Source organism: Ruegeria sp. YTSA219 (genome assembly GCF_059609985.1).
Genome location: NZ_JBXWMT010000001.1, coordinates 539,190 through 564,851 on the forward strand (window position 1 = coordinate 539,190; position 25,662 = coordinate 564,851).

Sequence of the window (25,662 nt, forward strand, 5' to 3'; positions counted from 1 at the left end):
CCAACTCCAAATGTTTGGTTGCATTGCATAATCCCTTTGTCCCGTGCAGGATCGAAACGGAACCTACACAAAGCCGGGCGAAAAATGCCAACCAGCGACCAGAACCCAAGCATGCCGAACAGGTTGCGCCTTTCGGTTGTCCGCGACACCGCGATTGTCGTGTCACTGGTCGTATTGGGGCTTTATGCAGGTTCCGCTTTTCTGATCCCGCTGACCATGGCCTTGCTGATCAACGTCCTGATCATCGCGCTGAGTGACCGGGTTATTGCGCTGACCAAGGCTCCGGTCTGGTTGGCTAACCTGGCTGGAGTGACCGTGGTTTTGGTCGGGTTGTTCATGATCATGTATATTCTGGGCAATCAGGCGACGCAGTTTGCACGCTCGATCAATACATACGAAAGCCAGTTCGACGAGGCCGTTAACCGCATAAACGACCTTGTGGGCAACGATATCACGGCCTTCATCAGGGACAATCTGGTCAACATTGATATGTCTTTCGTCGCCCGGATGTTGCTGGGCAGCGCAACGTCCTTGCTGAACCAGTTTTTCCTCATCAGCCTTTACGTTGCCTTCCTGATGGCCGAACGTCTGGCGTTCCGCAAAAAGATCCGTATGGCCGCCGGTGACCCTAAAACCGGTGCCGAGTTCGCTTTGGTTCTGGACGCGATTTCCTTTAGTCTGCAGCGTTATGTCGGAGTGAAGACCTTTATCAGCCTGATAACGGCTGGAATCAGCTATGTGGTCTTCAAGACCCTTGGTCTTGAGTATTCCGAGACATGGGCAGTGCTGACCTTTGCCCTGAATTTCATACCCTCGATTGGGTCAATTATTGCGGTTCTGTTTCCAGCGGCGATTGCACTGGTTCAATTTGAAAGTATCGGGCCGTTTCTGATCATAGTTTTCGGCTGTGGCACGCTTCAGTTCATGATCGGTAATTTTCTGGACCCGGCCATGCTGGGCCGATCGCTGAACATGTCGACATTTCTGGTCATTCTGGCACTTATGTTCTGGACTACGGTCTGGGGTCTGATCGGAGCCTTCCTGAGCGTTCCGCTGACCGTCTGCATCCTGATCATCTTCAGCCATATTCCCGCATTGCGCCCGATCGCAATTTTAATGTCCCTGAATGGTGAACTCGGCGACGAAGGGCCGCCATCGGGGAATACAATCTGAACAGGCCAATCCCCAATGCAACTTGAAACACTAAGGAAAATGCCAGGATCGAATCCTCCATGCTGACACTCTTTGTTTCCCTCTTTGTCCTATGTTTGTACCTGACCGCCGCGGTCTTTTCGATACGCGCCGCTCAAACAGCGCGCACACCGCAGGGTGCCGTGGGATGGGTGGTCTTTTTGATCTCGGCGCCGATAGCTGGCGTACCGCTGTACTTGTTTCTGGGACATCATCGTTTTCGCGGGTATCGCCTGGCCCGAAAGCACGCTGAGACTGTTGTCGAAGGGATAAAAAGCTTTGCGGATTTTTCGCGCCCAGATCCGGGCATGATCACGATCAATCCGCTCCCTTTCGAAGAGCTTGCGCATCTTCCCATATCACGCGGCAACGGTGCAGATTTGCTTGTCGATGGGCAGGCAACCTTTGACGCTATCTTTCAGGCTATCGACGCGGCTCAGGACTATGTGCTTGTCCAGTTCTACATCGTGCGTGATGACGGATTGGGGCGGCAACTGCAAAGCAAACTGATCGCTGCCGCAGAGCGCGGCGTGCAAGTTCGCTTTATGACCGACGCCGTAGGCAGTTATGGCCTACCGACAAGCTACATCACGTCGCTGCGCGCGGCGGGAATTCACGTTGCCGGTCAGCATGAAAAGCGTCATCCAGGACAGCGATTTCAGCTAAACTATCGCAATCACAGGAAAACGGTGATCATAGACGGAGAAATCGGCTTTATCGGCGGCCACAATGTCGGCGACGAATATCTCGGTCAGTCCGCAAAGTTCGGACATTGGCGGGACACACACATAAGGCTGACTGGACATATCGTGCGCCAACTACAACTGATCTTTACAGAGGACTGGTACTGGGCGCATCAAGAAGACCTGATAGATCAACTGGCCTGGGCGGGTCAGGAATCTGATCAGGACATGAACGCCCTTCTCGTCGCCACAGGTCCGGGGGACGAAACCGAAACCGGCGCCATGATGTTCTTTTCTGCAATCACGGAAGCAAAGGAACGATTGTGGATCGCATCCCCCTATTTCGTTCCTGATATCGACATCATGACCGCACTACGCCACGCCGCAATGCGCGGGGTAGATGTTCGCATTCTGGTTCCCGACGTGATTGATCACCGCTTGCCTTGGCTGGCGGCCTTTGCCTATTTCGACGAGATCAGGGAATGCGGCGCGCGGGTCTACCGGTACACTGATGGATTCATGCATCAAAAAGTATTTCTGGTGGACGACACCCTGACCGCTGTTGGCACCACCAATCTGGACAACCGCTCTTTCCGCCTGAATTTTGAGGCGATGGCCCTGTTCTTTGACAAGGACGCGGCCCATGCAGTTCACGACATGCTGCTAATGGACTTTGAATCCAGCTATGAGCTGGTCAAAACCTTACCCGAACAACCGGCCTATATTCGGTTCGGCTCGCCTCTGGCGCGGTTGTTCGCACCAATCCTTTAAAGGATCGACTCTTCCTGCAGCACCCGCGACATGACCGCGACCAAAAAGGCTGTGGACAGCCCAAATGCCAAAAGCCCGGTGACCGACGCAAATGCACCAAAGATGCGCAGCCCCTCTCCTAACACAATGTCGCCGTAACCCAGCGTAGTGAACGTCACCAAGGAAAAATACAGCGCCGAATTCCAGTCCGCCAGAACATCCCCAAAGACCCAGACAATCGCCCAAAGCCAGACCTGAAAGGTATGGATCATCACGATAAAAATCAGTGCGATACAGAGCGGACTGGCGATTGTGACAAACCTTTTGCTTTTTTCCAGTTTGATCGACATCACGCGGATGATCTGCATGCACCAGGTCAGCAGGGCAATTTCGATCAAAAAGCAGATACCCAAATAAACGCTTCCCCAGATAATCTGCTCGGATAAGGTCACCGGCGCCCATCCCCTCTGTTTTTAAGTCTCGTCACAATCGCTTCAATTGCAGGATTGGGCAACCCTGCGTCTGCGACGAATGGAAACGATAGCGCCATTGAACTGGACACCGCTTCGGTCGGCTGCAAATTGTGAGTGGCAGAATACAGGGCGCCTATGAATGCTGCTTAAAATAACTGATGTCCATAAATCATATGCAAACGGTCGACCGATTTTGAACGGAGTATCTCTGTCGTTGGACCATGGCCAAACGCTTGCCCTAACCGGGGAAAGTGGCAGTGGCAAAAGCACGCTTCTAAATCTCGCAGGTGCGCTGGACATATTCGATGCGGGCGAAATCTCACTGGGCGGAACCAACCTGTCCAAACTAGACGATACCGGGCGCGCAGCCCTTCGGCGCGAGCGTGTGGCCCTGGTATTCCAACAGTTCAATCTGATCCCGTCGTTGACGGTCGGCCAAAACCTGTCCTTCCATGCCCGGCTTGCCAGTAAACATGATCCGGACTGGTGCGATCATCTTGCTGACAAACTGGGATTGCGGGACCTGCTGGACCGCTTTCCCGAGAACCTGTCAGGCGGCCAGCAGCAACGCGTTGCCATCGGACGCGCCCTTGCGCCGCGCCCCAGTCTTTTGCTCGCGGATGAACCAACAGGAAATCTGGATGAGGTCGCAAGTACCAATGTATTGGATTTGATGCTTGCGCTGGTCGCCGAAACCAGCGCAGCCCTGCTTTTGGTGACACATTCGCAGGACATAGCAGCCCGTCTGGACCAACAGGTCCGCCTGTCCGGCGGCCTTATCTCGTGACTTTGGCCATCATACAGGCGTTGGTGTCGCACTGGCGTGCCCATTGGCTTCAGCTGTTAACCTTGTTGACCGGCATTGCGCTTGCGACCGGGCTGTGGTCGGCAGTTCAAGCCATAAATTCCGAGGCGCGGGCAAGCTATCAACGGGCCAATGATCAACTCTCATTTGGTCAATACGATGAATTGCACGCCACCTCGGGGAATTTGACGATCGACCATTATGTCAGCTTGCGTCGGGCTGGCTGGCAGATCGCCGCGGTGCTTGAGGGGCGTTGGCGCCATAGCGGTCACAATCTGCAGGTCATGGGGGTCGACATGGTCGCCTTTCCACCCCTGCCCGCCCTCAGCCGTCTGGAACAAAGCGATACGCCGCCTGATCCCGCAGACATGCTGACCGCGCCCGGCAGGATACTGGTCGCGCCGGAACTGGCCCAGATTCTGCAGCAGGCCAGCAACCTGCCCCCGATCCTGTCCAGCGACGCGCTGCCACCGGATCTGGTCTTTACCGATATTGGCGTTGCCGAACAGCTGCTTGACAAAAAGGGGCAGATTTCACGTCTGGTCGTCTTGCCAGAGCAGCCCCGAGCGATCCCATCGCTTGAGCAGATCGCCCCCGATCTGACACGCGTTGCAGCCTCGACCAGATTGGACACGGTGCAACTGACAGAGAGCTTCCACCTCAACCTGTCTGCCTTTGCTCTTTTGTCCTTTGCCGTCGGGCTGTTCATCGTCCATGGCACCGTCGGGCTGGCCTTTGCACAGCGCCGAGCAATTATCAGAACAATACGTGCGCTGGGCGTTCCGATGCGTCAGATCGTATGGATCATTCTGGCCGAGCTTTCGCTGCTGGCCCTGATTGGAGGGGGCGCCGGTCTGGTACTGGGTTTCCTGCTGGCCGGGGCCTTGCTGCCCGACGTGGCATCGACCCTACGCGGGTTGTATGGTGCACCAGTTGAAGGTCAGCTTTCGCTTCAACTGCACTGGGTTCTCGCGGGCTTGGCCATGGCCCTGTTCGGAACGCTATTGGCCAGCTCTCAGGCTTTGTTCCGATTGGCTCGGCTGCCGCTGTTATCCAGCCCGGGTCCGCAGGCCTGGCGGGGGGATGACACTGCAACCAAAAGATTGGCTCTGATCGGAGTATTCCTGATTGGGTTGGGGATCGTTTCAATCTTTGTGGCCGACGGTTTGGTCGCAGGGTTCGTGCTGGTTGCCGGAATCCTGACGGGTTCTGCGTTGATTTTACCGTTTCTCTTGCTGATCGCAGTAACCGGACTTCAGAAGCTACAGAACGGCCCGGTCAGACAATGGGTATTCGCCGACATGCAGGCGCAACTGCCCGGTCTCTCTTTGGCCCTGATGGCATTGATGTTGGCATTGGCCGCAAATATCGGCGTTGGAACCATGGTGTCGAGTTTCCGGCTGACATTTACTGGGTGGCTTGACCAACGACTGACATCAGAACTGTATATAACCGCAGCCGACGAACAACAGGCGCAGGACATCAAGAAATGGCTGCTGCCTCAGGTCGACGCCGTTTTGCCGATCCGCAGCGTCGAGCTGGCGCACGGAAGCGGCCCCTTGTTTCTTTACGGAGTGGTGAACAATCCGGTTTATCAAGAAAACTGGCCGCTGATCGCCTCAGTGCCCGGAGTATGGGATCAGGTGATGTCCGGAACCGCCGTTCTGATCAACGAACAGCTTGCGCGCAGATCCAATTTGTGGCCCGGAGATCAAATCACGCTCCGCCCGGGTCACAAGCTGGTCATTGCAGGGGTCTATTCTGATTATGGCAATCCAACCGGACAAGCCATCGTGTCGATGGAGCTTTTGGAAGATATCGCACCCAATACCGAGGAACGGCGATATGGCGTTCGCATGCCCCCTGATCAGGCCAGCGATGTTGCCGAAAGGCTTCGGGCGGAATTTGACCTTCCTCCGCAGGCAGTCGTTCATCAAGCGGACATGAAGGCCCGATCCACGGAAATCTTCGAGGACACATTTGTGGTGACCTCTGCGCTGAATATCCTGACGCTTGGGGTTGCTGGATTTGCAATCCTGACCAGCCTGCTGACGCTTTGGACACAACGGTTGCCTCAGATCGCACCGGTCTGGGCGCTTGGCCTGACGCGGGCGCAACTGGCGCGGTTTGAACTGACGCAGAGCGTGCTTTTGGCCTCTCTGACCGCCGCGCTGGCCTTGCCGCTTGGGTTAGTTCTGGCCTGGACGTTGCTGACGGTCATCAATGTCGAGGCGTTTGGCTGGCGGTTACCAATGTACCTATTCCCAAGCGACTGGTTCTATCTATTTCTTCTGACCTTACTGGCCGCTGTTATCGCCGCTGCGGTTCCAGCCCTTCGGTTGCTGCGCATCCTGCCTGCCGAGTTGTTAAGAGTGTTTGCCAATGAACGCTAAAGCCTGGTTCCTAATTCTGGCCCTGCTATTGCCCGCCCAACTTCGGGCGCAGGGCTTTGCCGGTCTTGGAGGTGAGGCCGACGGGTTCGACGTCCCCCTGCTTGGGTATCAGTTGAGCTTTCCACAGGATCACGGTCCCCATCCCACTTTCAAGATCGAATGGTGGTATCTGACCGCAAACCTGAAAGGAGAAGACGGGCGCGATTACGGTGTGCAATGGACGTTGTTCCGCTCGGCGCTGAAACCCTATGAAGAGCAATCCTGGCAAAGTCCGCAGTTGTGGTTGGGCCATGCCGCCTTGACCACCCCTGATGCCCATTACTTTGCTGAACGCCTGTCGCGGGGCGGTATCGGTCAGGCCGGGGTAACTGCCACCCCATTCGAAGCCTGGATCGACGAATGGTACATGCGCGGACCCGACTTTAATGCGCTGAAGATTAGGGCCAACGGTTCTGAGTTCGGATACGATCTGTCAATGCGCGCAACGGGGCCTTTGGTCTTTCACGGGGATGCCGGGTATTCGGTCAAGTCTACGCAGGGGCAGGCAAGTCATTACTATTCACAGCCGTTTTTCGACCTGACAGGCACAGTGCATCTGCCGGATGGGGATGTTGCGGTATCCGGACAGGGTTGGCTGGATCGGGAATGGTCCTCGCAGCCCTTGGCCGAGGATCAAAGCGGATGGGATTGGTTCTCGCTCAGCTTTGAAGGCGGCGACAAGCTGATGGCCTTTCGCCTGCGCGGAGAGGCTGAGGATTTCACCTCTGCAACGTGGATCGGCAAGGATGGCGAAACCACCGCGCTTGCCGATGGCTCTGTTTCTTTTGAACCGCTTCAGACAGCTCATGTCGCTGACCGGGATATCCCGATTGAATGGCGTGTTACACTCCCCGCCCGCGGGGTGGATATTGTCGTCAGCGCCCTGACACCCAAAGCCTGGATGGCAACCCGCTTTGCCTATTGGGAGGGGCCCGTTACGGTCTCAGGCAGCCATTCAGGCCGTGGCTATCTTGAAATGACCGGGTATTAGATCATCGCACCACGTAGACCGAGACTGTCGAATGCCGCACGACGCGCGCAGCATTCGGACCCAGCAGGTAATCCTTGAAGTCCGGCTTATGCGCCCCAATGACGATCAGGTCAGATCCGGCGCTTTCTGCGGTTCTCAGGATCTCCTGATAGGCCGTGCCCGTGGCCACCACATGGCGGATCTTTTCATTGCGCTCACTGCCCAATGTTGATGCGCACAGCTCGGTCAGTTGTTTCTGCGCCTCAGCCAATGCCTTTTCATGGAAATCCGCCTGGAAAAAGCCGGACACCCAGCTTTCTCCAAAATCGGGCAGAACACTGACCACATCCAGCTGCGCCCCCTCCAAATCGGCCAATGCAGCGGCCTTTTGAAGGACCGGGCCATCAATTTTTCCATTGCTGATATCAACAGCACACAGAACAGAACGTGTCATGCGGGCACCCCTTGTCTGGCGGCACGGCCGCGTTGCAGGAAGGCGATCAGACCCAACAGGATCATCGCCGGGATATACACCAGTTGCTTGGGTGGCTGGCTTGACGGCAGGCTGACCGAGGTCAGGCGCACGGCCTCATCCCCGTAATAGTCGAAGATGCTCAGATCATCTGCAACAGGCGCGCCGAACAGCGGCTCTTCCAGTTTGATCAGACCGTCCTCTTCGATCAGCAGTAGACCCATCGCATCAACCCGTGCAGGACCGCCGTCTTCGTCGCCGACAGAGACGACAACCGTGGTATCCACCATCTCAAGCGTGTCGAAATCCGGGCCGCTGATGACCAGACGTACCTCGGTTCCGGGCGGTGTTTCCCCGATCGTTTCGGTGAAAGCTGCCGGTTCAACGGTCTGATATGGGGGTGAAATCCTGTCCATAAAGTAATCCGGACGGAATAGTGCGAAAGCAACCGCGACCAAGGCAACGCTTTCATAGATCCGGCTGCGGGTCAGGAAGTAGCCCATCGTGCCCGCCGTAAAGACAAGGATCGCTATCGTCGCAAATATCGCAACGATTATCCCTTCGACCCAGGTCACATCAATCAACAGAAGGTCTGTGTTGAAGATGAAGACAAACGGCAACGCGACCGTGCGCAGGCTATAGAAGAAGGCGATGAATCCGGTCTTGATCGCATCGCCCCCCGATACGGCAGCAGCAGCGAAACTGGCCAGCCCCACAGGCGGCGTCACATCCGCCATGATCCCAAAGTAGAAAACAAACAGATGCACCGCGATCAGCGGCACAATCAGCCCGCTTTGCGCGCCCAATTCAACGACCACCCCAGCCATCAAAGAACTAACGACGATATAGTTCGCAGTGGTCGGCAGGCCCATACCCAGAATCAGGCTTAGGATACCAACCATGATCAGCATCAGGATCAGATTGCCGCCAGACAGGAACTCGACCAGATCGGCCATCACTTGGCCCACACCGGTCAGGGTCACGGTTCCCACGATCACACCCGCCGTGGCCGTCGCCAGCGCGATACCGATCATGTTGCGCGCGCCGTCGATCATGCCCTGCCACAGATCCGCGACACCGTCGATGAACGCGTTGTAGAGGTTGCTTTGCCCTCGGAACATCGCCTTCAGCGGTTTCTGCGTCAGCAGGATCACAAACAGCAAGGACGTGGCCCAAAAGGCCGAAAGACCGGGCGATTTCTGTTCAATCATCAGGAAATAGACCAGCACGATGATCGGCAGAAGGTAATGCAGACCGGCCTTGTAGATCTCGCTAATGACCGGCAGAGTCACCTCTTTGGCATTCGGGTCATCGGGTTCCAGATCGGGCACCTGTGCGGCCAGATACAGCAGCGCCACGTAAATTGCGCAGATGATCAGGCTCAGGACCAGACCGGCCGAGTTCGGCATCCAATTTGTCACCGCCTCCACAGGGAATTGAGAGCCATAGCAGAGTCCAGCAAAAACAATGAAGAACGAGAACATACCAACGACGGTACGTGCCAGTTTCACTTCGCGGTCGCCCAATGTGGGCATGTTCCGCTTTACGGCTTCGAGATGCACGATATAGACCAGAGCAATGTATGAGATCGCCGCTGGCAGGAAGGCGTGGGTGATCACCTCGACATAGGAAATACCCACATATTCTACCATCAAGAAGGCTGCAGCGCCCATGACGGGTGGCATGATCTGCCCGTTCACCGAACTGGCGACCTCGACCGAACCTGCTTGTTCGCTGCTGAACCCAACACGTTTCATCAATGGAATGGTGAAGGTACCAGTGGTCACAACGTTTGCGATGGACGAGCCCGAGATCAGACCGGTCGCAGCTGAGCCCACAACCGCCGCCTTGGCGGGGCCGCCGCGCAGGTGACCCAGCGCGCCAAAGGCCATCTTGATGAAATAGTTCCCTGCCCCGGCCTTATCCAACAAGGCGCCAAACAGAACAAACAGGAATACAAACTTGGTCGAAACACCCAAGGCGATACCGAACACGCCCTCAGAGGTGATCCACATATGGCTCATCGCCTTTTTCAGGCTGGCGCCTTTCCAGCGGATGACTTCGGGCACCCATTCGGATGATCCAAAGAAGACATAGGCCAAAAAGATCGTCGCAATGATCGCCATCGCCGGGCCAAGCGCACGGCGCGCGGCCTCGAACAACAGCAATAGCCCACCCAGCGCGATCCACTTGTCAGTGTTGTCTGCCAGCCCTCCGGCATCGACGATCTTGGTATAGAAGAAATATCCGTACAGCGCCACAAACGCGCCCAGAAGGCCCATGATCCAATCCTGCACAGGGATATAATCCCGTGGGCTGGATTTCAGCGCCGGATAGGCTGCAAAGGCCAGAAACATCGCAAAGGCCAGGTGAAACTGACGCGAATTGTTAACCACGCTGCCGGGCAACACATAGTTCGCCAGGGGCGAAGCAAGTACGACCTGAAAGATCGACCAGATCGCCGCCACGATCGCAAGGAAAACGCCTACATTCCCAACCGGATTACGCCCTCCGGCATCTGAAGATGCGACCAGATCCTGTAGTTCTTCTTCGGATAGCGGGCGGTTCGATTGTGTCTCGGAACTCATGAAAATGTCTCCCCGTCGTGGCCATTTGCGGCCTTCTGATTCACCCGCTTGATACGGGTTTTGTGCGGGGTGCCCGACGGGCACCCCGCGTCAGGTCTGGTTTATTGAATCCAGCCTTTTTCTTTGTAGTACTTCTCGGCACCCGGATGCAGCGGGGCTGACAAGCCGTCCGCGATCATCTCTTCGGGCTTGAGGTTGGCAAATGCCGGGTGAAGCTTTTTGAAGTCATCGAAGTTCTCGAAAACCGAGCTGACAACCGCATAAACCGCATCATCCGACACGTCCGCCGAAGTCACGAAGGTCGCGCCAACGCCGAATGTCGCGGTATCACCATCCGACCCGCGGTACATGCCGCCGGGAATGGTCGCTGTACGGTAGAACGAGTTGTCGTTGACCAGCTTGTCCACGGCCTCGCCGCTGACATTGACCAGAACCGAGTCGCAAGCCGTCGTGGCTTCTTGAATCGAGCCCGAGGGGTGACCCACGGTATAGACCATTGCGTCAATCTGGTTGTCGCACAGGGCTGCGGACTGTTCCGCCGCTTTCAGTTCGGTCGCCAGTTCGAAATCGTCAGTGGACCAGCCCATTTCGCCCAGCAGAACCTCCATGGTGCCACGCTGACCGGAACCGGGGTTACCGATATTTACGCGCTTGCCTTTCAGGTCTTCGAAATTGGTCACACCGGAATCGGCACGGGCCACAACGGTAAACGGTTCGGGGTGAACCGAGAAGACGGCGCGCAGGTTTTCAAACGGGCCGGCCTCTTCGAATTTCGAGCTGCCGTTATAGGCATGGTACTGCCAGTCGGACTGCGCGACACCAAACTCCAGCTCGCCTTCGCGAATGGTGTTGATGTTGTACACGGAACCGCCGGTCGATTCGACCGAGCAGCGCACGCCATGTTCCTTGCGCCCTTTGTTGACCAGACGACAGATTGCACCGCCAGTTGGGTAATACACCCCGGTCACGCCACCTGTGCCGATCGTGATAAACTCTTCGGCATAGGCCGCAGGCGCCATCAGAGCCGCCGTGACAACCGCGCCGAGGCTAAGCTTGCTGCTGTTTTTCATAAGTGAACTCCCATTATTTTTCTGGTGGGAGACACATCAAAGCGCCGGATAAATGGCCCTGCGATATGCAACAACGCCCGCTATGCAGCAGGCATATCTTTGATTTTTCAGAATCTCCCAACCCGTAAGAGGTTTCATTCTGAGCATTAGCTTGTCAAGGCCAGCAGGTCACCAAAGCAGGCGTATCCTCAGATTTGACAAGCCCCCCTGAATTTTCCCCGCCTTTGAAGCTTTTCTTGCGCATCTGCCCCGCAGTGACCGCAAACACATCCAATTATGCGCTTTTGACATCGGGAATTCTGACCAGAACGCGAAAGTGTGAGTTGGGAATGCGAGCAATTAGAACTGCCGGAAAGAAAAAACAGAAGGCAGGTTCCCCTAACCCTCTGTTTTTACTTTGGTACCCAAGGCCGGACTCGAACCGGCACGGTATCACTACCGGGGGATTTTGAATCCCCTGCGTCTACCATTCCGCCACTTGGGCCACGGACACTGAATTAGCGTTCAAAATCGAGAAGGTCCAGAGGCAAAAAACACCCTGATTGAGGAATGTTCCAGCCTGCAAGGTTGACGGCCTGCGGGGCGCATGATTTGGCTTACCCAACACATGTACAGGGAAATTGCACCTGATGCTGCGACCTCTTTATGACTGGACCATTCGCCTGGCAGAACACCCGAATGCCTTGTGGGCGCTGGCTATTGTTTCCTTCATCGAAAGCTCTTTCTTTCCGATACCGCCGGACGTTCTGATGATTCCCATGATCCTTGCCCGACCCTCCCGGGCCTGGCTGATTGCTTCTGTAGCACTGGTAGCTTCGGTTTTGGGCGGAATGTTAGGCTATGCAATCGGCGCGTTCTTTTATGAAAGCCTCGGCCAGCCCATCCTTGAATCCATGGGCAAAGCCCACGCCATGGAAGAGTTCAACACACGGTTCAATGACTTTGGTTTCTGGGCTGTTCTGGCCGCTGGGGTTACGCCTTTTCCCTATAAGGTCATCACCATCATGTCCGGCTGGACAGGGATGCCTCTGGGCACCTTCATTGCCACCTCGATTCTGGCCCGAGCGATACGGTTTTTCATTGTCGCAGGTTTGCTTTGGGGCTTCGGAGAGCCGATCCGCAGCTTTATAGAAAAGCGGCTGGGCCTTATGTTTACCCTGTTCATCATCCTTCTGTTCGGCGGGTTCCTAGCGGTGAGATTCCTATGACAAGACGAAATTTACTGGTCCTGGTTGCCACGTTTGGATCTGTAGCATTGCTGCTTGGGGCCTTTGCGTTTCAGTATCTCGGCGGGCTTCCACCCTGCAAAATGTGCATCTGGCAACGCTATCCGCATGCTGTCGCCATCCTGATCGGTGCTGCGGCGCTTGCGCTACCTCGGCTGGCGATCCTCCCTCTTTTAGGCGTCATGGCGGCGCTGACCACTGCGGTCATTGGTGTCTATCACGCTGGTGTAGAACGCGGTTTGTGGGAAGGTCCGTCAAGCTGCACATCAAGCAGCATCGGCGGTCTGTCGGCAGAAGAACTGCTGGATCAGATCATGTCGGCACCACTGGTACGCTGTGATGATATTCCATGGGAGTTATTTGGTGTTTCCATGGCCGGATGGAATGCCGCTTTGTCTTTCGTTCTGGTTCTGCTCTGGTTCGCCGCGTGGCGTGCAGGCCGTTAGAGCTCGTCCAGTTCCGCATCCCAATAGAGAAAGTCGATCCAACTGTCATGCAGGTGGTTCGGTGGGAATTTTCGTCCAACGTTGCGCAAAGCCTCGGCATCCGGCTGCCGCGGAGGCTTGCGCAATGTCATTCCTGCTTGCCGCAGTGATTTAGACCCTTTGCGCAAGTTACATGGGCTACAGGCCGCAACAACGTTCTGCCAGCTTGTCACCCCGCCCGCCGCGCGCGGGATCACGTGATCAAAGGTCAGATCCCCACGGCTGCCACAGTATTGGCAGCGGAATTCATCCCTCAGAAATAAATTAAAGCGCGTGAAGGCCACGCGCTTTCTGGGTTTTACATAATCTTTCAGCACAACGACCGAGGGTATTCGTATTTCGGTGCTCGGGCTTCGGACAACTTCGTCATATTCGGCGACGATATCCACCCTGTCCAGCCAGGCAGCTTTTATGGCCTCCTGCCACGGCCAGAGCGATAGTGGATAGTAGGACAAGGGGCGGTAATCGGCGTTCAAAACCAATGCCGGATGATGCTTGAGCGCACCGGGTTCCCTGACAAATTCGGTCCTGAAGTCTCCGTCCATATCAGAATCGCTCCACGCTCTGCTCTGCCTATTTTGACATCAGAGCGGAGAACCCCCGCCCCGGCCTTAGCTTTACTATATATCGTGTTAAAGCTCTGACAAGCCCTGAGTTTCCACAATATCTCGGGGATTGAGTATTCAGAATCCGTAACAGGCCGATGACAGTTATCCACAGGTTGCACCAATTCGATCGCCGGGCTATGGCGGGTAATGTCCTGGTTCATCCGCTTCAATAAACCATTCGATGTATTGCCACAGTTCACGGATCGCGCGAATGCGGAGTCTCCGCGCAGGACGCTGTCGGATTTCATTGATCTGCCGGATGTGTATCCGGCCGGGCGATTGGACCGCGATAGCGAAGGTTTGATGCTGTTGACCGACAATGGTCGCCTTCAGGCGCAGATAGCCGATCCCAAGCATAAAATGGCTAAGACCTATTGGGTGCAGGTCGAAGGAGAGCCAGACGCCTCCGCCCTAAAAGCCCTGCGCGATGGTGTTGAGCTGAAGGAGGGCTTGACCCGCCCTGCCAAGGCGCGATTGATGGATCAGCCCGAGGCATTATGGCCGCGCGACCCGCCGATCAGAGTGCGGCAGACGGTGTCGGATTGTTGGGTCGAACTGGTCCTTCGAGAAGGTCGAAACAGGCAAGTGCGCCGGATGACGGCGGCCGTTGGGCACCCGACCCTTCGACTGATCCGCGCCCGGATTGGCGACTGGACATTGGACGGGCTTGAGCCGGGGCAATGGGATAGCCTATCTATGCCTGCCCTCGCGCCATCTTCTTCGCGCAAACGGGACCGGCGCCCACGTCGGTGACCGATACGCCTAATTGTGATAGGATAGAGGAATGAAGGTATCACCTGACATTCCGCAGCCAACCGGCCTTTTAGAAGCGTCACTTTATGTCGACGACCTGGATGCTGCAGAGCATTTCTATGGGGACGTTCTGGCGCTTGAGCAAATCCAGCGTGTCGCCAACCGGCATGTGTTCTACAAGGTGGGTGGTTCAGTGTTGCTGCTATTCAATGCGGCAGAGACCGAAAAACCTCCGGGCAACCCGCGCCTGCCTGTTCCCGCCCATGGCGCCCAAGGTCCGGGTCATGCCTGCTTTGGCATGGCGCGCGCGCAAATCGCGGTGATGCGAAAACATCTTATAGACTGGAACGTGCCCGTAGACGCTGAATTTGAATGGCCGAACGGAATACTGTCTCTATACGTTCGCGACCCGTCCGGGAATTCCATCGAATTCGCCGAGCCTTCCTTATGGGACTAGGATCACCGCAGCGGTTTCTTGTCACCTCCCGTGATCCGATAGATTAGACTTTCAGTCACTCCGACCTTGCCCAGCACCGCCTGAAATGTTGCCATGTGCGGTGTGGCAAAATGCTCCTCGAGCGCGGCCTGACTTTCCCATTCTTCGTAGATCCGAAACCGATTGGCATGACCCAGAATCTGGCTGAATTCATAGACCGTGCAGCCTGCTTCCTTCACCGTCTCGGCAACCATTTCCTGCGCAGCTTTTCTGGCAGCTTCGACACCTTCCGGCGTAATTTCGATAGTTCCGGTTACGATCAGCATGGTATCTCCAATCTCAGATCAATCCGTTTGGTAATCCTGTCGACCGGCGTGCCGTCACGAAGGGGCACACCAAAATCAACCGAGTAATCTTGGAATCCCATCTTCTCGTAATAGTTCAGGCCCAACCGGTTATCAGCCCTTATTGTCGCGCTGATGGAACCGAGCCCAACCCCTACGGCAAATTTGGCGGTTTCTTCAAACAAGGCACGCCCTGCCCCCTTCAAAACCGGTTCGCGGCGGGTGAAGGTTGCAATGTCAGCACAATCGTCGGGCAGTGCGTCATTCACCCCAAGCCATTGAAACCCGGCAACCTCACCTTGCGCGTCCATCGCTACATGGCTGCAAATCTTATCGAGACCCAATAGATAACTCTGCGCAAACTGCGCCTCGGAGAAAGGGGTTTCATTCGCAGTCGTACCACCAATGGCGATGATCTGGTTGAGCAAATCGCAAGCTGCTGCGACATCCTCGGGCATCATGGGGCGGACCGCAATCATTGCTTAAAGGCTCAGCTTGTCACGCATGAAAGCCAGTGCGACGCTAAGACCATCCGGGGCAATACCGTGGCCGGTGCCCTTCATGACATGGGCATAGACCTCTTTGAACTCAGCCGCTTGCAGGGCCTCGGCGGCTTCGGGTAATGATTGTGGCGGCACGACGTCATCGGCGTCGCCATGTACCAGTAGGACCGGCATGCGGCTGACTGTTTCATCCGGCAGCAGATCGGGTTCCAGAAGGCGTCCTGAAATGGCTACTATCCCGGCCACTGGGTCCTCGCGGCGCGGGGCGACATGCAGGCTCATCATCGTGCCTTGCGAAAATCCGAACAGAACCACCTGCTCGGGCAGAACGTCTTCGTCCACCATCAACGCATCGAGGAAAGCGTCGAAGTCATCCGCCGCCATTTCCATCCCGCGGCGCGATTCTTCTTCGGAAGAGCCATCAATCCACGGGATCGGGAACCACTGAAAGCCATTGGGCATACCCGGGATCTGCTCGGGCGCGTCAGGGGCAACGAACAGCGTGTCCGGCAAGTGCTCGCCCAACACATCGGCCAGCCCCAGCAAGTCGGCCCCGTTGGCGCCATAGCCATGCACGAACACCACGACCGAGCGCGTATCGCCCGAAACCGGCTCTTTTCGGAGCGCATTCAAAACCCGTGTCATCTGATCCCTTCTCGTTCTTTTGCGACCCGGTAATAGGCCCACAACACCCGCGCTGCAACCGACCGCCAGGGTGACCACGCTTCGGCCATCCGGCGCAGTTCTTTATCCGTAGGGCGCTTGGGTAAATCATAGAGGATGCGCGCGGCCTCTTGCAGCGCAAGGTCGCCCGGTGCAATCACATCGGCACGGCCCAGAGAAAACATCGCGTAAATCTCGGCAGTCCAGACGCCTATGCCTGAAATTTCGGTCAGGATCGCCACAACATCCTCATCAGGTGCGTCGCGTAACGCCTTGTAATCAATACGAGCCTCCGCAAGCGCTCGGGCATATCTGACCTTTTGGCGGCTAAGGCCCACCGCACGCAAATCCTCATCGGTGGCCCACATGATTTTGCGTGGGCCCGTCAGTTTTGCATCTTGCAGTCGTTTCCAGATGGCGTTCGCCGAGGCCACACTGACCTGTTGGCTGACAATCGCACTTAGCAGCTGGGCAAACCCGTCAGGCTTACGGCGCAGCGGCAAAGGCCCGGTCTGGTCCATCGCATAGGCCATGCGCGGACAGGTCTCGGCCAGCCACTTGGCCCCCTCGGCCACGCAATCGGGGGTTTCAATGATACGTCCGACGGACATGCGCGCTCCGGCAAATTGGTCAGCAGCACGTTAGGGTGCTTTGTCGCAGATGCAACCGTCTTGTATGACCCTGCTTTCATCGCTACGCATTGGCGCATGACAATGACACCCACGATCCCGGATAACAGTCAGGCCAAGCGTAATGTCGCTGTTCTGGTCGCAGCTCAGGCCATTCTGGGATCGCAGATGCCGATGATCTTTATTGTTGGCGGTCTGGCCGGGCAGTCGCTGGCCACCAATGCCTGTCTAGCAACCCTGCCCATCTCGCTGATCGTGCTGGGGTCAATGCTGGCGGCAACACCGATTTCGGCCATAATGCAACGCTGGGGACGGCGCGCAGGGTTTCTGGTTGGGGCAACGGCAGGTGCCTGCGGGGGGCTGGTTGGGGCCTACGGTTTGTATCTGGCCTCGTTCCCGGTCTTCCTGGCGGGCAGTCTGCTGACCGGCATCTATATGAGCGCGCACGGATTCTATCGCTTTGCCGCCGCGGACACAGCCTCGGACGCCTTTCGCCCTAAGGCAATCTCATACGTCATGGCCGGCGGTCTGGCCGCCGCGCTCATTGGCCCCCAAATCGTTAAGCTGACCTCAACCGCCTATGTGATCCCATTCCTGGGCACCTATCTGGCGGTGATTGTGCTCAACATTCTGGGTTCGGTCTTGTTTTTCTTTCTGGACATCCCCACGCCTGCAAAAGCCGCTGAGGGGGCCCCGACCGGACGCACCCGGCTTGAGATGCTAAAGACGCCGCGCATCGCCGTGGCCATCATCTGCGCAATGGTTTCTTATGCGTTGATGAATCTGGTCATGACATCCACTCCGCTGGCAGTGGTTGGTTGTGGCTACACAGCCAATGACGCGGCAGATGTGGTCTCTTTTCACGTTCTCGCCATGTACATCCCCAGTTTCTTCACCGGCCAGTTGATTGCCCGTTTTGGCGTCGAAAAGATCGTAGCTCTTGGTCTGGCAATCCTTGCCGGTGCTGGCGTTGTCGCCTTGCAAGGGGTTGAGCTTGAGAACTTCTTCATCGCTCTGATCTTGCTGGGCGTCGGATGGAATTTTGGCTTTATTGGCGCGACCACCATGTTGGCGGCATCGCATGACATCAACGAGCGTGGCCGCATGCAGGGTCTGAACGACCTGCTGGTATTCGGTGGCGTAACACTGGCTTCGCTTGCTTCGGGTGGATTGATGAACTGCTCTGGCGGCTCACCGGTTGAAGGCTGGACCGCGGTAAACCTTGCCATGGTTCCATTGTTGACTCTGGCCGGGGGCGCATTGCTTTGGTTGGTTCTGCGCCCGTCCGAGCCCGAAACGGTCTGAGGTCTACCAGCGACCCCGGACCACCTTCCACAACAGGGAAACCCGGCGCCGAACCTCACCCTGCATCAAATTCCCTGCGGCCACGCGATCTGGCTGAGCAATCGCCTTGCGCAACACCCATTCAGATTGCCAACCCGCCAAAAGCGCCGGGCGCGCCTCTGGTGAAATCGCCAGACGCTGTCCCTGTGCGCGCCGTAACCGGTTCAGAGCCTTTTGCGCCAGAGCGCGCACTGCATCGGGTGTTCCATCCAACAAAGGAATACGCCTGCGCGCTTCAAGATCCGGGATTGCGCGCAACCAGTTCGCCACGCCAACGGCATAGCCGAAATCTCGCAACACAGGCTCGTCGGCCTCACCCAAAGATTGCGCCGACGCGACCATCAAACTGGCTGAGCTGTGATTGAGGTAGGCCTCGAAATGGGCCTCGTCCTCGAAAGGATCGCGATAAATATCCCAGCGCCTTACGGCCACGTATTCATCCAGCATCACCGCCAGATGTGGGGAAAGAACCTGCGATAACGGCGTCACGACCTCATGTCGACGCACAGTCGGACCTTCAGCAATTTCCTGCAATGCATCGCGCCACCATTGCAGGCGCATTTCGGCAATCATCGCCTCTTGCGTGACCCAGGGCGCTCGGGCGACCTCGACATTCAGGGCATAGATCGGAAACAGAACCGAACGTGCGGCAACCGGCGCGGCCATCGCCGCCATGAACCGGTCCGGATCGGCGCGATGCACCAATGCAGCACAGGCCTTCAGATCGTCATTGAACTGCACCGTCACTCGGCCACCACCGCCCGAGGACGGCAATCCCGTACAAGCTTCCACTGGATCGCATCCAATAGGGCCTCAAACGACGCATCCACTATGTTCGCGCTGACCCCGACAGTTGACCAGCGCCGCCCCTGCCCGTCTTCGCTGTCGATGATGACCCGCGTCACGGCCTCGGTTCCGCCTTGGGTGATCCGCACCTTGAAATCGACCAGATGCATGTCGTCCAATATCCGCGAATATTGCCCCAGATCCTTGGCCAGAGCCTTGGCCAAAGCGTTCACCGGACCCCGGTCGCTGCCATCTTCGTCCAGAGATTCACTGACCGACAGCTTCTTTTCCCCGTCGACTTTTACCACGACAACGGCCTCGGACAGGCTGACCATCTTGTCGTATTTGTTCTTACGCCGCTCGACCGTGACCTTATAGCGTTTGACCTCGAAAAACGCGGGCAACTGGCCCAGCTCATCGCGCGCCAACAGCTCAAAACTGGCCTGGGCGGTGTCATAAGAATAGCCTTCGGCCTCGCGTTGCTTGATCCGGTCAAGAATGCGCCCCAGCGCCGGATCACCACTTTCCACGCTCAGGCCGGCCTCAGTCAGGCGTTTACGCAGATTCGACTGCCCCGCCTGGTTCGACATCGGGATGATCCGTGCATTGCCGACAGTCGCCGGATCGACATGTTCGTATGTCGACGGATCCTTCAGGATCGCGCTGGCATGCAGCCCCGCCTTATGTGCAAAAGCCGACGCACCCACATAGGCCGCCTGCTTGCTGGGCACCCGGTTCAGGATTTCGTCCAACATACGGCTGACCCGAGTCAGACCCGCCAAGGCCCCGACGCTGACCCCGATATCAAACTGCGACACATAAGGCTCTTTCAGCAACAAGGTCGGGATCAAGGCGGTCAGATTTGCATTCCCGCAACGCTCGCCCAACCCGTTCAGCGTTCCCTGAACCTGACGCACGCCCGCATCCACAGCAGCCAGAGAGCATGCAACCGCATTTTCCGTATCATTATGCGTATGAATGCCCAAACGATCCCCGGGCAGGCCTGCGGCAATCACCTCGGCCACAACCCGCGACACTTCACCGGGCAATGCGCCCCCATTGGTGTCACACAGAACAACCCAGCGAGCTCCGGCCTCTAAAGCGGCCTTGCAAACCTGGACCGCATATCCGGGATTGTCCCTGTAGCCATCAAAGAAATGCTCGGCGTCAAAAAGCGCCTCACGCCCCTGCGCCACGATATGCGCAACCGAGGCGCGCACGTTCTCGACATTCTCCTCCAGAGTGATCCCCAGCGCCTGGGTCACGTGGTAATCATGCGACTTGCCCACAAGACACACTGCCTTCGTGCCAGCGTTCATCACCGCCGCAAGAACATCGTCATTCTCAGCCGACCGACCCGCGCGTTTGGTCATCCCAAAAGCGGTCAACCGCGCCGCAGTTTTCGGCGCGGCATCAAAAAACGCACTGTCAGTCGGGTTCGCACCGGGCCAACCACCTTCGATGTAATCCACACCCAACTCGTCCAGCGCCTGCGCGATCTGCACCTTCTCAGCGGTCGAGAACTGCACGCCCTGCGTCTGCTGCCCATCGCGCAAGGTGGTGTCGTAGAGGTAGAGGCGAGTTTTTGTCATAACACTCCCTCCAACTTGGTAAGGTCAAAGCCGGTACCAGGAACCAACTCTACACCTTCTTTGCTCATCCGCACTTCAAGGCCAGCTGCCACATATACTGCTTTCAGGCGATCCACCTCTGAGAAATCCTTGCTCTGCATCGCCCCGGCCCGCGCTTCTGCCAGTTTATCCGCATACGACCCCAAATCCACTGAGGCCAGATCGGCCCATGCACCCATTTCGGGCATCAACAGACCCATAACCTGGGCGCCAGCTAACAGGCTTGCATGGTCACCTTCGGACGCCAGCCGGTATAGCTCGGTGATGGCGCCCGCTGTGTTCAGATCATCGCTCAGCGCAGCGATGACCGCGAGCGCCGCGCTGGCGGCGGGCTCGATGCCTGATGTCAGCGCCCGCCACTTGCGCAGCGTTGCTTCCGCTTCACGTGCCTTTTTCTCTGTCCAGTCCATCGGTTTGCGATAATGCGTCTGCAAAAAGACAAAGCGGATCACCTCACCGGGCACGCCCTGCTCCAGAAGATCGTGCACGGTGAAGAAGTTGCCCAGCGATTTGGACATTTTCTTGCCTTCGACCTGCAGCATCTCATTGTGCAGCCAAACGCGCGCAAACTCGCCATGCGGATGGGCGCATTTGCTCTGGGCGATCTCGTTTTCATGGTGCGGGAACATCAGATCGTTGCCACCGCCGTGAATGTCAAAGCTCTCACCCAACAGCTCATAGCTCATGGCCGAGCATTCGATATGCCAACCCGGACGCCCTCGACCCCAAGGAGACTCCCACCCGGGCAACTCGTCGGTAGACGGTTTCCACAGAACGAAATCCATCGGGTTCTTCTTATACGGCGCAACTTCGACCCGAGCACCCGCGATCATGTCATCCACGGACCGACCGGACAGGGCTCCGTACTGCTCTTTCCAACTGTCCACCGCGAACAGAACATGCCCTTCGGCCGCATAGGCGTGACCCTTGGCAATCAGATCCTCGATCATCGCGACCATCTGAGTAATATATTGCGTCGCGCGCGGCATCTCGGTCGGCTCCAACGCCCCCAGCGCGCCCATGTCGTGCAGATACCAGCCAATGGTCTCATCCGATCGTTCCTGCACCAAATCCTCCAGCGACCCTTTGGCCCCGGCCTTCTGTCGAGACAACGCGGTCGCGTTGATCTTGTCATCCACATCGGTGAAATTGCGCACATAGGTCACATGATCTGCGCCATAAACATGCCGCAGCAAACGATAGAGCACATCAAACACGACCACGGGCCGCGCGTTACCCAGATGGGCACGGTCATAGACGGTAGGTCCACAGACATACATCCGCACATTGTCGGCGCTGATCGGAACGAAATCCTCTTTTGTCCGTGTCCGTGTGTTGTGCAGTTTGATCGTCTTCATCTGTCGGCTCCTAAGAACGGCATAGCGTCTCGCGTTGGCGCGGGCTTAGCAACTTGTCTCAGGGAAGAAAACGAAAGAAACCGGCCCGCTTGAAAAATCAGCAGGTAATGCAGCAGATAATGATGCAGGTCATCCGGTTCATGGATCATCCTCTAGCACGGCTATCCCGCCGCGCCAAGTCTTACGTTCTATCATGACCGGGGAGTGATTGGCGAACGCCCTGAATTGGAACAGGAAATCGACGCCATGCTCCGCAAACGCCAGACCTTCATAGTCGTGAATTCGGCAGCTCAGATCAGATTCAATCTGGAAATCTTGCTAGAACCGAAATGTCGTACGCAGGTTGAACACATTCGAATCCAGCCCCCCATTCGATCGGGTAACGTCATTGAAATTCTGGCGCAGCGCCTCACCGCTGATGACGAAATTATTGCCAATCGGATAAGCGACACCAATGCCATAAACCGCTGCGGTATCGTTTTCGACCGTGGAATCCACGCGCGCCGCACCGATAACCACATATCCCAACGCATTGCCGAAATCGTATCCGCCGCGCAATTTCAGCCGGGTCATGCTATCCAGGCTACCTTCGCCCTGACCAAGATTCAGCGACAGCCGGTTATACTCAAGCTCACCACCCAACACGAACTTGCCGAAATCAAAGTCATACCCGAGATGAGGACCAAAGCTGGTGTCGCTGCCGCTTGAACCATTCGGCCCGTCTGCATCAGCATAGCCAAAGCTGAATCCCGCATAGGCACCGCTCCAATCCTCGGCCAAAGCCGGTGAGAAGCCGGATGTCGCCAGAGCAACAATTAATGCGATATGCACCTTCCTACGATTCACCAAAAACCTTTCAGCAATGCTTTCGAGTATTCAGATCAATTTGCTACAAACTGGGCCGCATTCGTTAAAAAAGTGTTTAGCCTAGTGGCCCAATTCAAGTAAGCAGAGAAATTATAGCAGATTTCGACCGCCTCGGGGAAAAATATCTTTAGGCAACAATCACTTGAGAATTTGCTTCGCTTTTCGGCATCAAGGTCGCAAATAGAACAGATAATGCCGTTCTGAATTGGAACACTGCGGCCACTGGATGAGGAACCAAATGCAGAACGAATTTTGGAAAATCCACCTGATCAGCCGCACAATCGGCGCGGATCGGGGACGTGCTGCCAGGGGGCGTCCTTCAGGCTTTTTGTAAGGCCTCTCAAAATACGTTTCTCACTATTGGATCCTAAACATGAACGACCAACCCCGTAACTCTTCCCGCAGTGGCGGACGTGCTGCGCGTCGTGCTGCCCGCGCATCTGCTCTGCCTGATCATCTGCGCCCTATCCGCCCGGGAATGGAGGGCGGACGCTACAAGCCACTGACTCAGCCACAAGTCGAACGCATTCACGAGGCCGCGCTGCAGGCGCTTGAAACCATAGGTCTGGCGGATGCTCCGCAAAGCGGGATCGACTATCTGGTTGGCGCGGGCTGCACACTTGGCGACGACGGACGCATCCGGTTTCCGCGCGCGCTGGTTGAAGACACCATTGCCAAAGCCAACCGCTCGGTCACATTGTTCAGCCGGGATGGTCAAACTGACCTGGAATTGTCGGGGGCAAAGGTTCACTATGGGACCGCCGGTGCCGCTGTCAGTATGGTTGAAGTCAACGGCCGCGAATACCGCGATTCGACTGTGCAGGATCTGCACGATGCCGCGCGGATTTGCCAACAGCTGGATAACATCCATTTTGTCCAACGCCCGATGGTTTGTCGCGATATTTCCGACAATCTCGAGATGGACCTGAACACGATTTATGCTTGTAGTTCTGGCACTTACAAGCATATCGGCACATCGTTCACCGATCCTAGTTATGTCGCGCCAGCGATGGAACTAATCCACATGATCGCAGGCGGTGAAGACAAGTGGCGCGAGCGGCCATTCATCTCGAACTCGAACTGCTTTGTCGTACCGCCCTTGAAGTTTGCCACTGAAAGCTGTCAGGTGATGGAGGAATGCATCAAGGCAGGAATGCCTGTTCTTCTTCTTTCGGCCGGAATGGCAGGTGCAACTGCTCCGTCCACAATCGCAGGCGCCATTGCCCAGGCGACAGCAGAATGTCTTGCCGGTTTGGTTTATGTAAATGCCGTAAAGCCAGGTGCACCGGCGATTTTTGGAACCTGGCCCTTTGGGTTGGACCTTCGGACAGGCGCCATGTCCGTAGGATCAGGTGAACAGGCTCTGCTCAGCGCAGGCTGTGCCCAAATGCACAAGTTTTATGATCTGCCAGGCGGAGCCGCCGCAGGCGCGTCGGATTCCAAATTGCCCGATATGCAAGCGGGATGGGAGCAGATGTGCTCGAACGTCATGGCCGGCCTGTCGGGCCTGAATATGGTTTATGAATCCGCCGGGATGCACTCGTCTCTGTTGGGTTTTTGCTTTGAAAGCTTGATCTTAGGGGATGATCTTATCGGACAGGCGATGCGCTGCGTCCGCGGGATCGAAGTATCTGACGAAACACTGGCATTGGATCAGATGGCCGAGGTTTGCCTTGGTGGGCCCGGTCACTATTTGGGAACCGATGCCACACTTGGGCGCATGCAGGCCGATTATGTGTATCCCGCACATGGAGATCGAACGTCTCCGAAAGAATGGGTCGAGCTTGGCAAACCTGACTTGATCGAAAAAGCGACCGCGCGAAAACTGGAAATCCTGTCGACCTCTTCTCCGGCACAGTTCGATCCGGCATTGGATGCACAGATTCGCAGTAAATTCAACATTCACCTACCCAGATAAACACCTAGAAAGGCGGCCAGAATTTTCGTCTGGCCGCCTTGATAATTTGTTGATCAGCCGTTTGTAGATGGCAGCAACCCGGCTTCCTGCGCGATTGCAATTTCATCCTGATCCAGCGCGCCGTCGCCATTTGCATCCATTGCTGCAAATCCGTTTGCATCAACGTCTGGCACGACGGCCTGAACTTCTTCGATTGTCAGAACGCCGTCCCCATTGGTATCCGCCGCAGACTGCGCGACAGCCAAAGTCGGCAGAGCAAAAGCAAGTGTGGAAAATGTGACCAGAGTATTCAGTTTCATTGTGATGCCTCCTGATAGAGTTTGTGTGTTTTGTGTCCGGACAAGCATCAAGAACACGCAATCACCACCAGTTGTCAGCCACTGAGTACCATCGCTTTGATTTCGCGCCAAACTCCGCGTGTTTGCCAGAGTCGCATCCGCGGTCTGTCGCTGGGTAAAACTCCCCCAAACACGGTCGGCGGTTCTTGCCCGATGGGAAACAGGCAATATGGCGAGGCTCTGCCGAGTTACCGACTTTAGGACAAAAAGAAAGGGGGCCGAAGCCCCCTGTCAGTTTCGCCATCCAGGCTCCATTCGTTGACCGCCCGGTGTTTTGTTTGCCTGCGGCCTGGACGTCGCATGGAACGAGCGCACCCGTTCCGTGAAAGAGTGGGAAAG

General features: G+C 56.5%; 25 protein-coding genes and 1 tRNA gene. 11 read left to right on the plus strand and 15 right to left on the minus strand.

From position 1 onward, the window contains the following. The first annotated feature begins 84 nt into the window (after positions 1–84). Both AC2FFB_RS02745 and cls read left to right on the plus strand, forming a co-directional pair. Positions 85–1,173 (plus strand): AI-2E family transporter, encoded by a 1,089-nt coding sequence (locus AC2FFB_RS02745; RefSeq protein WP_496874470.1) that lies wholly within the window; start codon positions 85–87, stop codon positions 1,171–1,173. Positions 1,174–1,232: 59 nt separating this feature from the next. Then, on the plus strand, positions 1,233–2,645 hold the full coding sequence (gene cls / locus AC2FFB_RS02750) for a cardiolipin synthase (RefSeq protein WP_142633684.1): 1,413 nt from the start codon (positions 1,233–1,235) through the stop codon (positions 2,643–2,645). Here cls and AC2FFB_RS02755 read toward each other — a convergent pair. Then, positions 2,642–3,076 carry an ion channel gene (locus AC2FFB_RS02755; RefSeq protein ID WP_142633682.1) on the minus strand — a complete coding sequence of 145 codons (435 nt, stop codon included), beginning with the start codon at positions 3,074–3,076 and terminating at the stop codon, positions 2,642–2,644. The genes cls and AC2FFB_RS02755 overlap by 4 nt on opposite strands. 160 nt (positions 3,077–3,236) lie before the next feature. Between AC2FFB_RS02755 and AC2FFB_RS02760 the strand changes: the two genes are divergently transcribed. Genes AC2FFB_RS02760 through AC2FFB_RS02770 form a run of 3 tightly spaced genes read left to right on the plus strand, consistent with a single transcriptional unit; the run spans position 3,237 to position 7,325 of the window. After that, positions 3,237–3,884 (plus strand): ABC transporter ATP-binding protein, encoded by a 648-nt coding sequence (locus AC2FFB_RS02760; protein WP_496688157.1) that lies wholly within the window; start codon positions 3,237–3,239, stop codon positions 3,882–3,884. Then, positions 3,881–6,295 carry an ABC transporter permease gene (locus tag AC2FFB_RS02765; protein ID WP_496874471.1) on the plus strand — a complete coding sequence of 805 codons (2,415 nt, stop codon included), beginning with the start codon at positions 3,881–3,883 and terminating at the stop codon, positions 6,293–6,295. Before AC2FFB_RS02760 ends, AC2FFB_RS02765 begins: the two co-directional genes overlap by 4 nt. Continuing rightward, entirely contained in the window at positions 6,285–7,325 is a 1,041-nt protein-coding gene (locus tag AC2FFB_RS02770; protein ID WP_496714132.1) for a lipocalin-like domain-containing protein, read from the plus strand. The genes AC2FFB_RS02765 and AC2FFB_RS02770 overlap by 11 nt, the downstream gene beginning before the upstream one ends. A 1-nt stretch (position 7,326) precedes the next feature. Here the strand turns inward: AC2FFB_RS02770 and AC2FFB_RS02775 are convergent, their stop codons facing one another. The 4 genes from AC2FFB_RS02775 to AC2FFB_RS02790 form a co-directional block, all read right to left on the minus strand. Continuing rightward, positions 7,327–7,758, minus strand: a complete 432-nt coding sequence (locus AC2FFB_RS02775; RefSeq protein WP_142633674.1) for a universal stress protein — start codon at positions 7,756–7,758, stop codon at positions 7,327–7,329. Further along, positions 7,755–10,364 carry a TRAP transporter permease gene (locus AC2FFB_RS02780; RefSeq protein WP_496691202.1) on the minus strand — a complete coding sequence of 870 codons (2,610 nt, stop codon included), beginning with the start codon at positions 10,362–10,364 and terminating at the stop codon, positions 7,755–7,757. The genes AC2FFB_RS02775 and AC2FFB_RS02780 overlap by 4 nt, the downstream gene beginning before the upstream one ends. Positions 10,365–10,465: 101 nt before the next feature. Further along, positions 10,466–11,434, minus strand: coding sequence for a TAXI family TRAP transporter solute-binding subunit (locus tag AC2FFB_RS02785; RefSeq protein WP_142633669.1), 969 nt, complete (start codon positions 11,432–11,434; stop codon positions 10,466–10,468). A gap of 398 nt (positions 11,435–11,832) precedes the next feature. Beyond that, positions 11,833–11,918 (minus strand) — tRNA-Leu (locus tag AC2FFB_RS02790). 145 nt (positions 11,919–12,063) lie between these two features. Here AC2FFB_RS02790 and AC2FFB_RS02795 point away from each other — a divergent pair. Together AC2FFB_RS02795 and AC2FFB_RS02800 are read left to right on the plus strand one after the other, a co-directional pair. Then, the gene (locus tag AC2FFB_RS02795; protein ID WP_142633667.1) at positions 12,064–12,642 is read left to right on the plus strand and encodes a YqaA family protein; all 579 of its coding nucleotides are present in this window, start codon (positions 12,064–12,066) and stop codon (positions 12,640–12,642) included. Next, entirely contained in the window at positions 12,639–13,106 is a 468-nt protein-coding gene (locus AC2FFB_RS02800) for a disulfide bond formation protein B (RefSeq protein WP_496874472.1), read from the plus strand. Before AC2FFB_RS02795 ends, AC2FFB_RS02800 begins: the two co-directional genes overlap by 4 nt. Here the strand turns inward: AC2FFB_RS02800 and AC2FFB_RS02805 are convergent. After that, a complete protein-coding gene (locus AC2FFB_RS02805; RefSeq protein ID WP_142633663.1) occupies positions 13,103–13,690 on the minus strand; it encodes an HNH endonuclease in 588 nt (195 codons plus the stop codon). The two genes, AC2FFB_RS02800 and AC2FFB_RS02805, sit on opposite strands and share 4 nt — an antisense overlap. A gap of 210 nt (positions 13,691–13,900) precedes the next feature. Here AC2FFB_RS02805 and AC2FFB_RS02810 point away from each other — a divergent pair, with 210 nt between their 5' ends. Further along, positions 13,901–14,506 carry a pseudouridine synthase gene (locus AC2FFB_RS02810; RefSeq protein ID WP_142633661.1) on the plus strand — a complete coding sequence of 202 codons (606 nt, stop codon included), beginning with the start codon at positions 13,901–13,903 and terminating at the stop codon, positions 14,504–14,506. A 31-nt stretch (positions 14,507–14,537) separates the two neighbouring features. Continuing rightward, positions 14,538–14,963 (plus strand): VOC family protein, encoded by a 426-nt coding sequence (locus tag AC2FFB_RS02815; RefSeq protein WP_281994582.1) that lies wholly within the window; start codon positions 14,538–14,540, stop codon positions 14,961–14,963. A 2-nt stretch (positions 14,964–14,965) separates the two neighbouring features. Here AC2FFB_RS02815 and AC2FFB_RS02820 read toward each other — a convergent pair whose 3' ends face one another. Genes AC2FFB_RS02820 through AC2FFB_RS02835 form a run of 4 tightly spaced genes read right to left on the minus strand, consistent with a single transcriptional unit; the run spans position 14,966 to position 17,063 of the window. Next, the gene (locus AC2FFB_RS02820; protein WP_281994581.1) at positions 14,966–15,268 is read right to left on the minus strand and encodes a putative quinol monooxygenase; all 303 of its coding nucleotides are present in this window, start codon (positions 15,266–15,268) and stop codon (positions 14,966–14,968) included. After that, entirely contained in the window at positions 15,262–15,765 is a 504-nt protein-coding gene (locus tag AC2FFB_RS02825; RefSeq protein WP_496693490.1) for a GNAT family N-acetyltransferase, read from the minus strand. Before AC2FFB_RS02825 ends, AC2FFB_RS02820 begins: the two co-directional genes overlap by 7 nt. A gap of 3 nt (positions 15,766–15,768) precedes the next feature. Further along, complete coding sequence (locus AC2FFB_RS02830; RefSeq protein ID WP_142633653.1) at positions 15,769–16,434, minus strand: alpha/beta hydrolase; 666 nt, start codon at positions 16,432–16,434, stop codon at positions 15,769–15,771. After that, positions 16,431–17,063 (minus strand): DNA-3-methyladenine glycosylase family protein, encoded by a 633-nt coding sequence (locus tag AC2FFB_RS02835; protein ID WP_282021224.1) that lies wholly within the window; start codon positions 17,061–17,063, stop codon positions 16,431–16,433. The genes AC2FFB_RS02830 and AC2FFB_RS02835 overlap by 4 nt, the downstream gene beginning before the upstream one ends. 96 nt (positions 17,064–17,159) lie before the next feature. On the opposite strand from AC2FFB_RS02835, the gene AC2FFB_RS02840 reads away from it, so the two are divergent. Then, the gene (locus AC2FFB_RS02840) at positions 17,160–18,386 is read left to right on the plus strand and encodes an MFS transporter (RefSeq protein WP_282027388.1); all 1,227 of its coding nucleotides are present in this window, start codon (positions 17,160–17,162) and stop codon (positions 18,384–18,386) included. Positions 18,387–18,389: 3 nt separating this feature from the next. Here AC2FFB_RS02840 and AC2FFB_RS02845 read toward each other — a convergent pair whose 3' ends face one another. The 4 genes from AC2FFB_RS02845 to AC2FFB_RS02860 all read right to left on the minus strand — a co-directional run bounded on the left by AC2FFB_RS02845 (position 18,390) and on the right by AC2FFB_RS02860 (position 23,031). Continuing rightward, positions 18,390–19,166, minus strand: a complete 777-nt coding sequence (locus AC2FFB_RS02845; RefSeq protein WP_496874483.1) for a squalene/phytoene synthase family protein — start codon at positions 19,164–19,166, stop codon at positions 18,390–18,392. A gap of 2 nt (positions 19,167–19,168) precedes the next feature. Next, complete coding sequence (gene cimA, locus AC2FFB_RS02850; RefSeq protein ID WP_496688170.1) at positions 19,169–20,803, minus strand: citramalate synthase; 1,635 nt, start codon at positions 20,801–20,803, stop codon at positions 19,169–19,171. After that, positions 20,800–22,200: a cysteine--tRNA ligase gene (gene cysS, locus AC2FFB_RS02855; RefSeq protein WP_496874473.1), complete on the minus strand. Its 1,401-nt coding sequence runs from the start codon at positions 22,198–22,200 to the stop codon at positions 20,800–20,802. The genes cimA and cysS overlap by 4 nt, the downstream gene beginning before the upstream one ends. 318 nt (positions 22,201–22,518) lie before the next feature. Continuing rightward, positions 22,519–23,031 carry an outer membrane protein gene (locus AC2FFB_RS02860; RefSeq protein ID WP_142633643.1) on the minus strand — a complete coding sequence of 171 codons (513 nt, stop codon included), beginning with the start codon at positions 23,029–23,031 and terminating at the stop codon, positions 22,519–22,521. Between the two features lie 409 nt (positions 23,032–23,440). On the opposite strand from AC2FFB_RS02860, the gene AC2FFB_RS02865 reads away from it, so the two are divergent. Then, complete coding sequence (locus AC2FFB_RS02865) at positions 23,441–24,985, plus strand: trimethylamine methyltransferase family protein (protein ID WP_496874474.1); 1,545 nt, start codon at positions 23,441–23,443, stop codon at positions 24,983–24,985. Positions 24,986–25,038: 53 nt separating this feature from the next. On the opposite strand, the gene AC2FFB_RS02870 is transcribed toward AC2FFB_RS02865, so the two are convergent. Beyond that, on the minus strand, positions 25,039–25,284 hold the full coding sequence (locus AC2FFB_RS02870; protein ID WP_281972051.1) for an EF-hand domain-containing protein: 246 nt from the start codon (positions 25,282–25,284) through the stop codon (positions 25,039–25,041). Between the last annotated feature and the right edge of the window lie 378 nt (positions 25,285–25,662).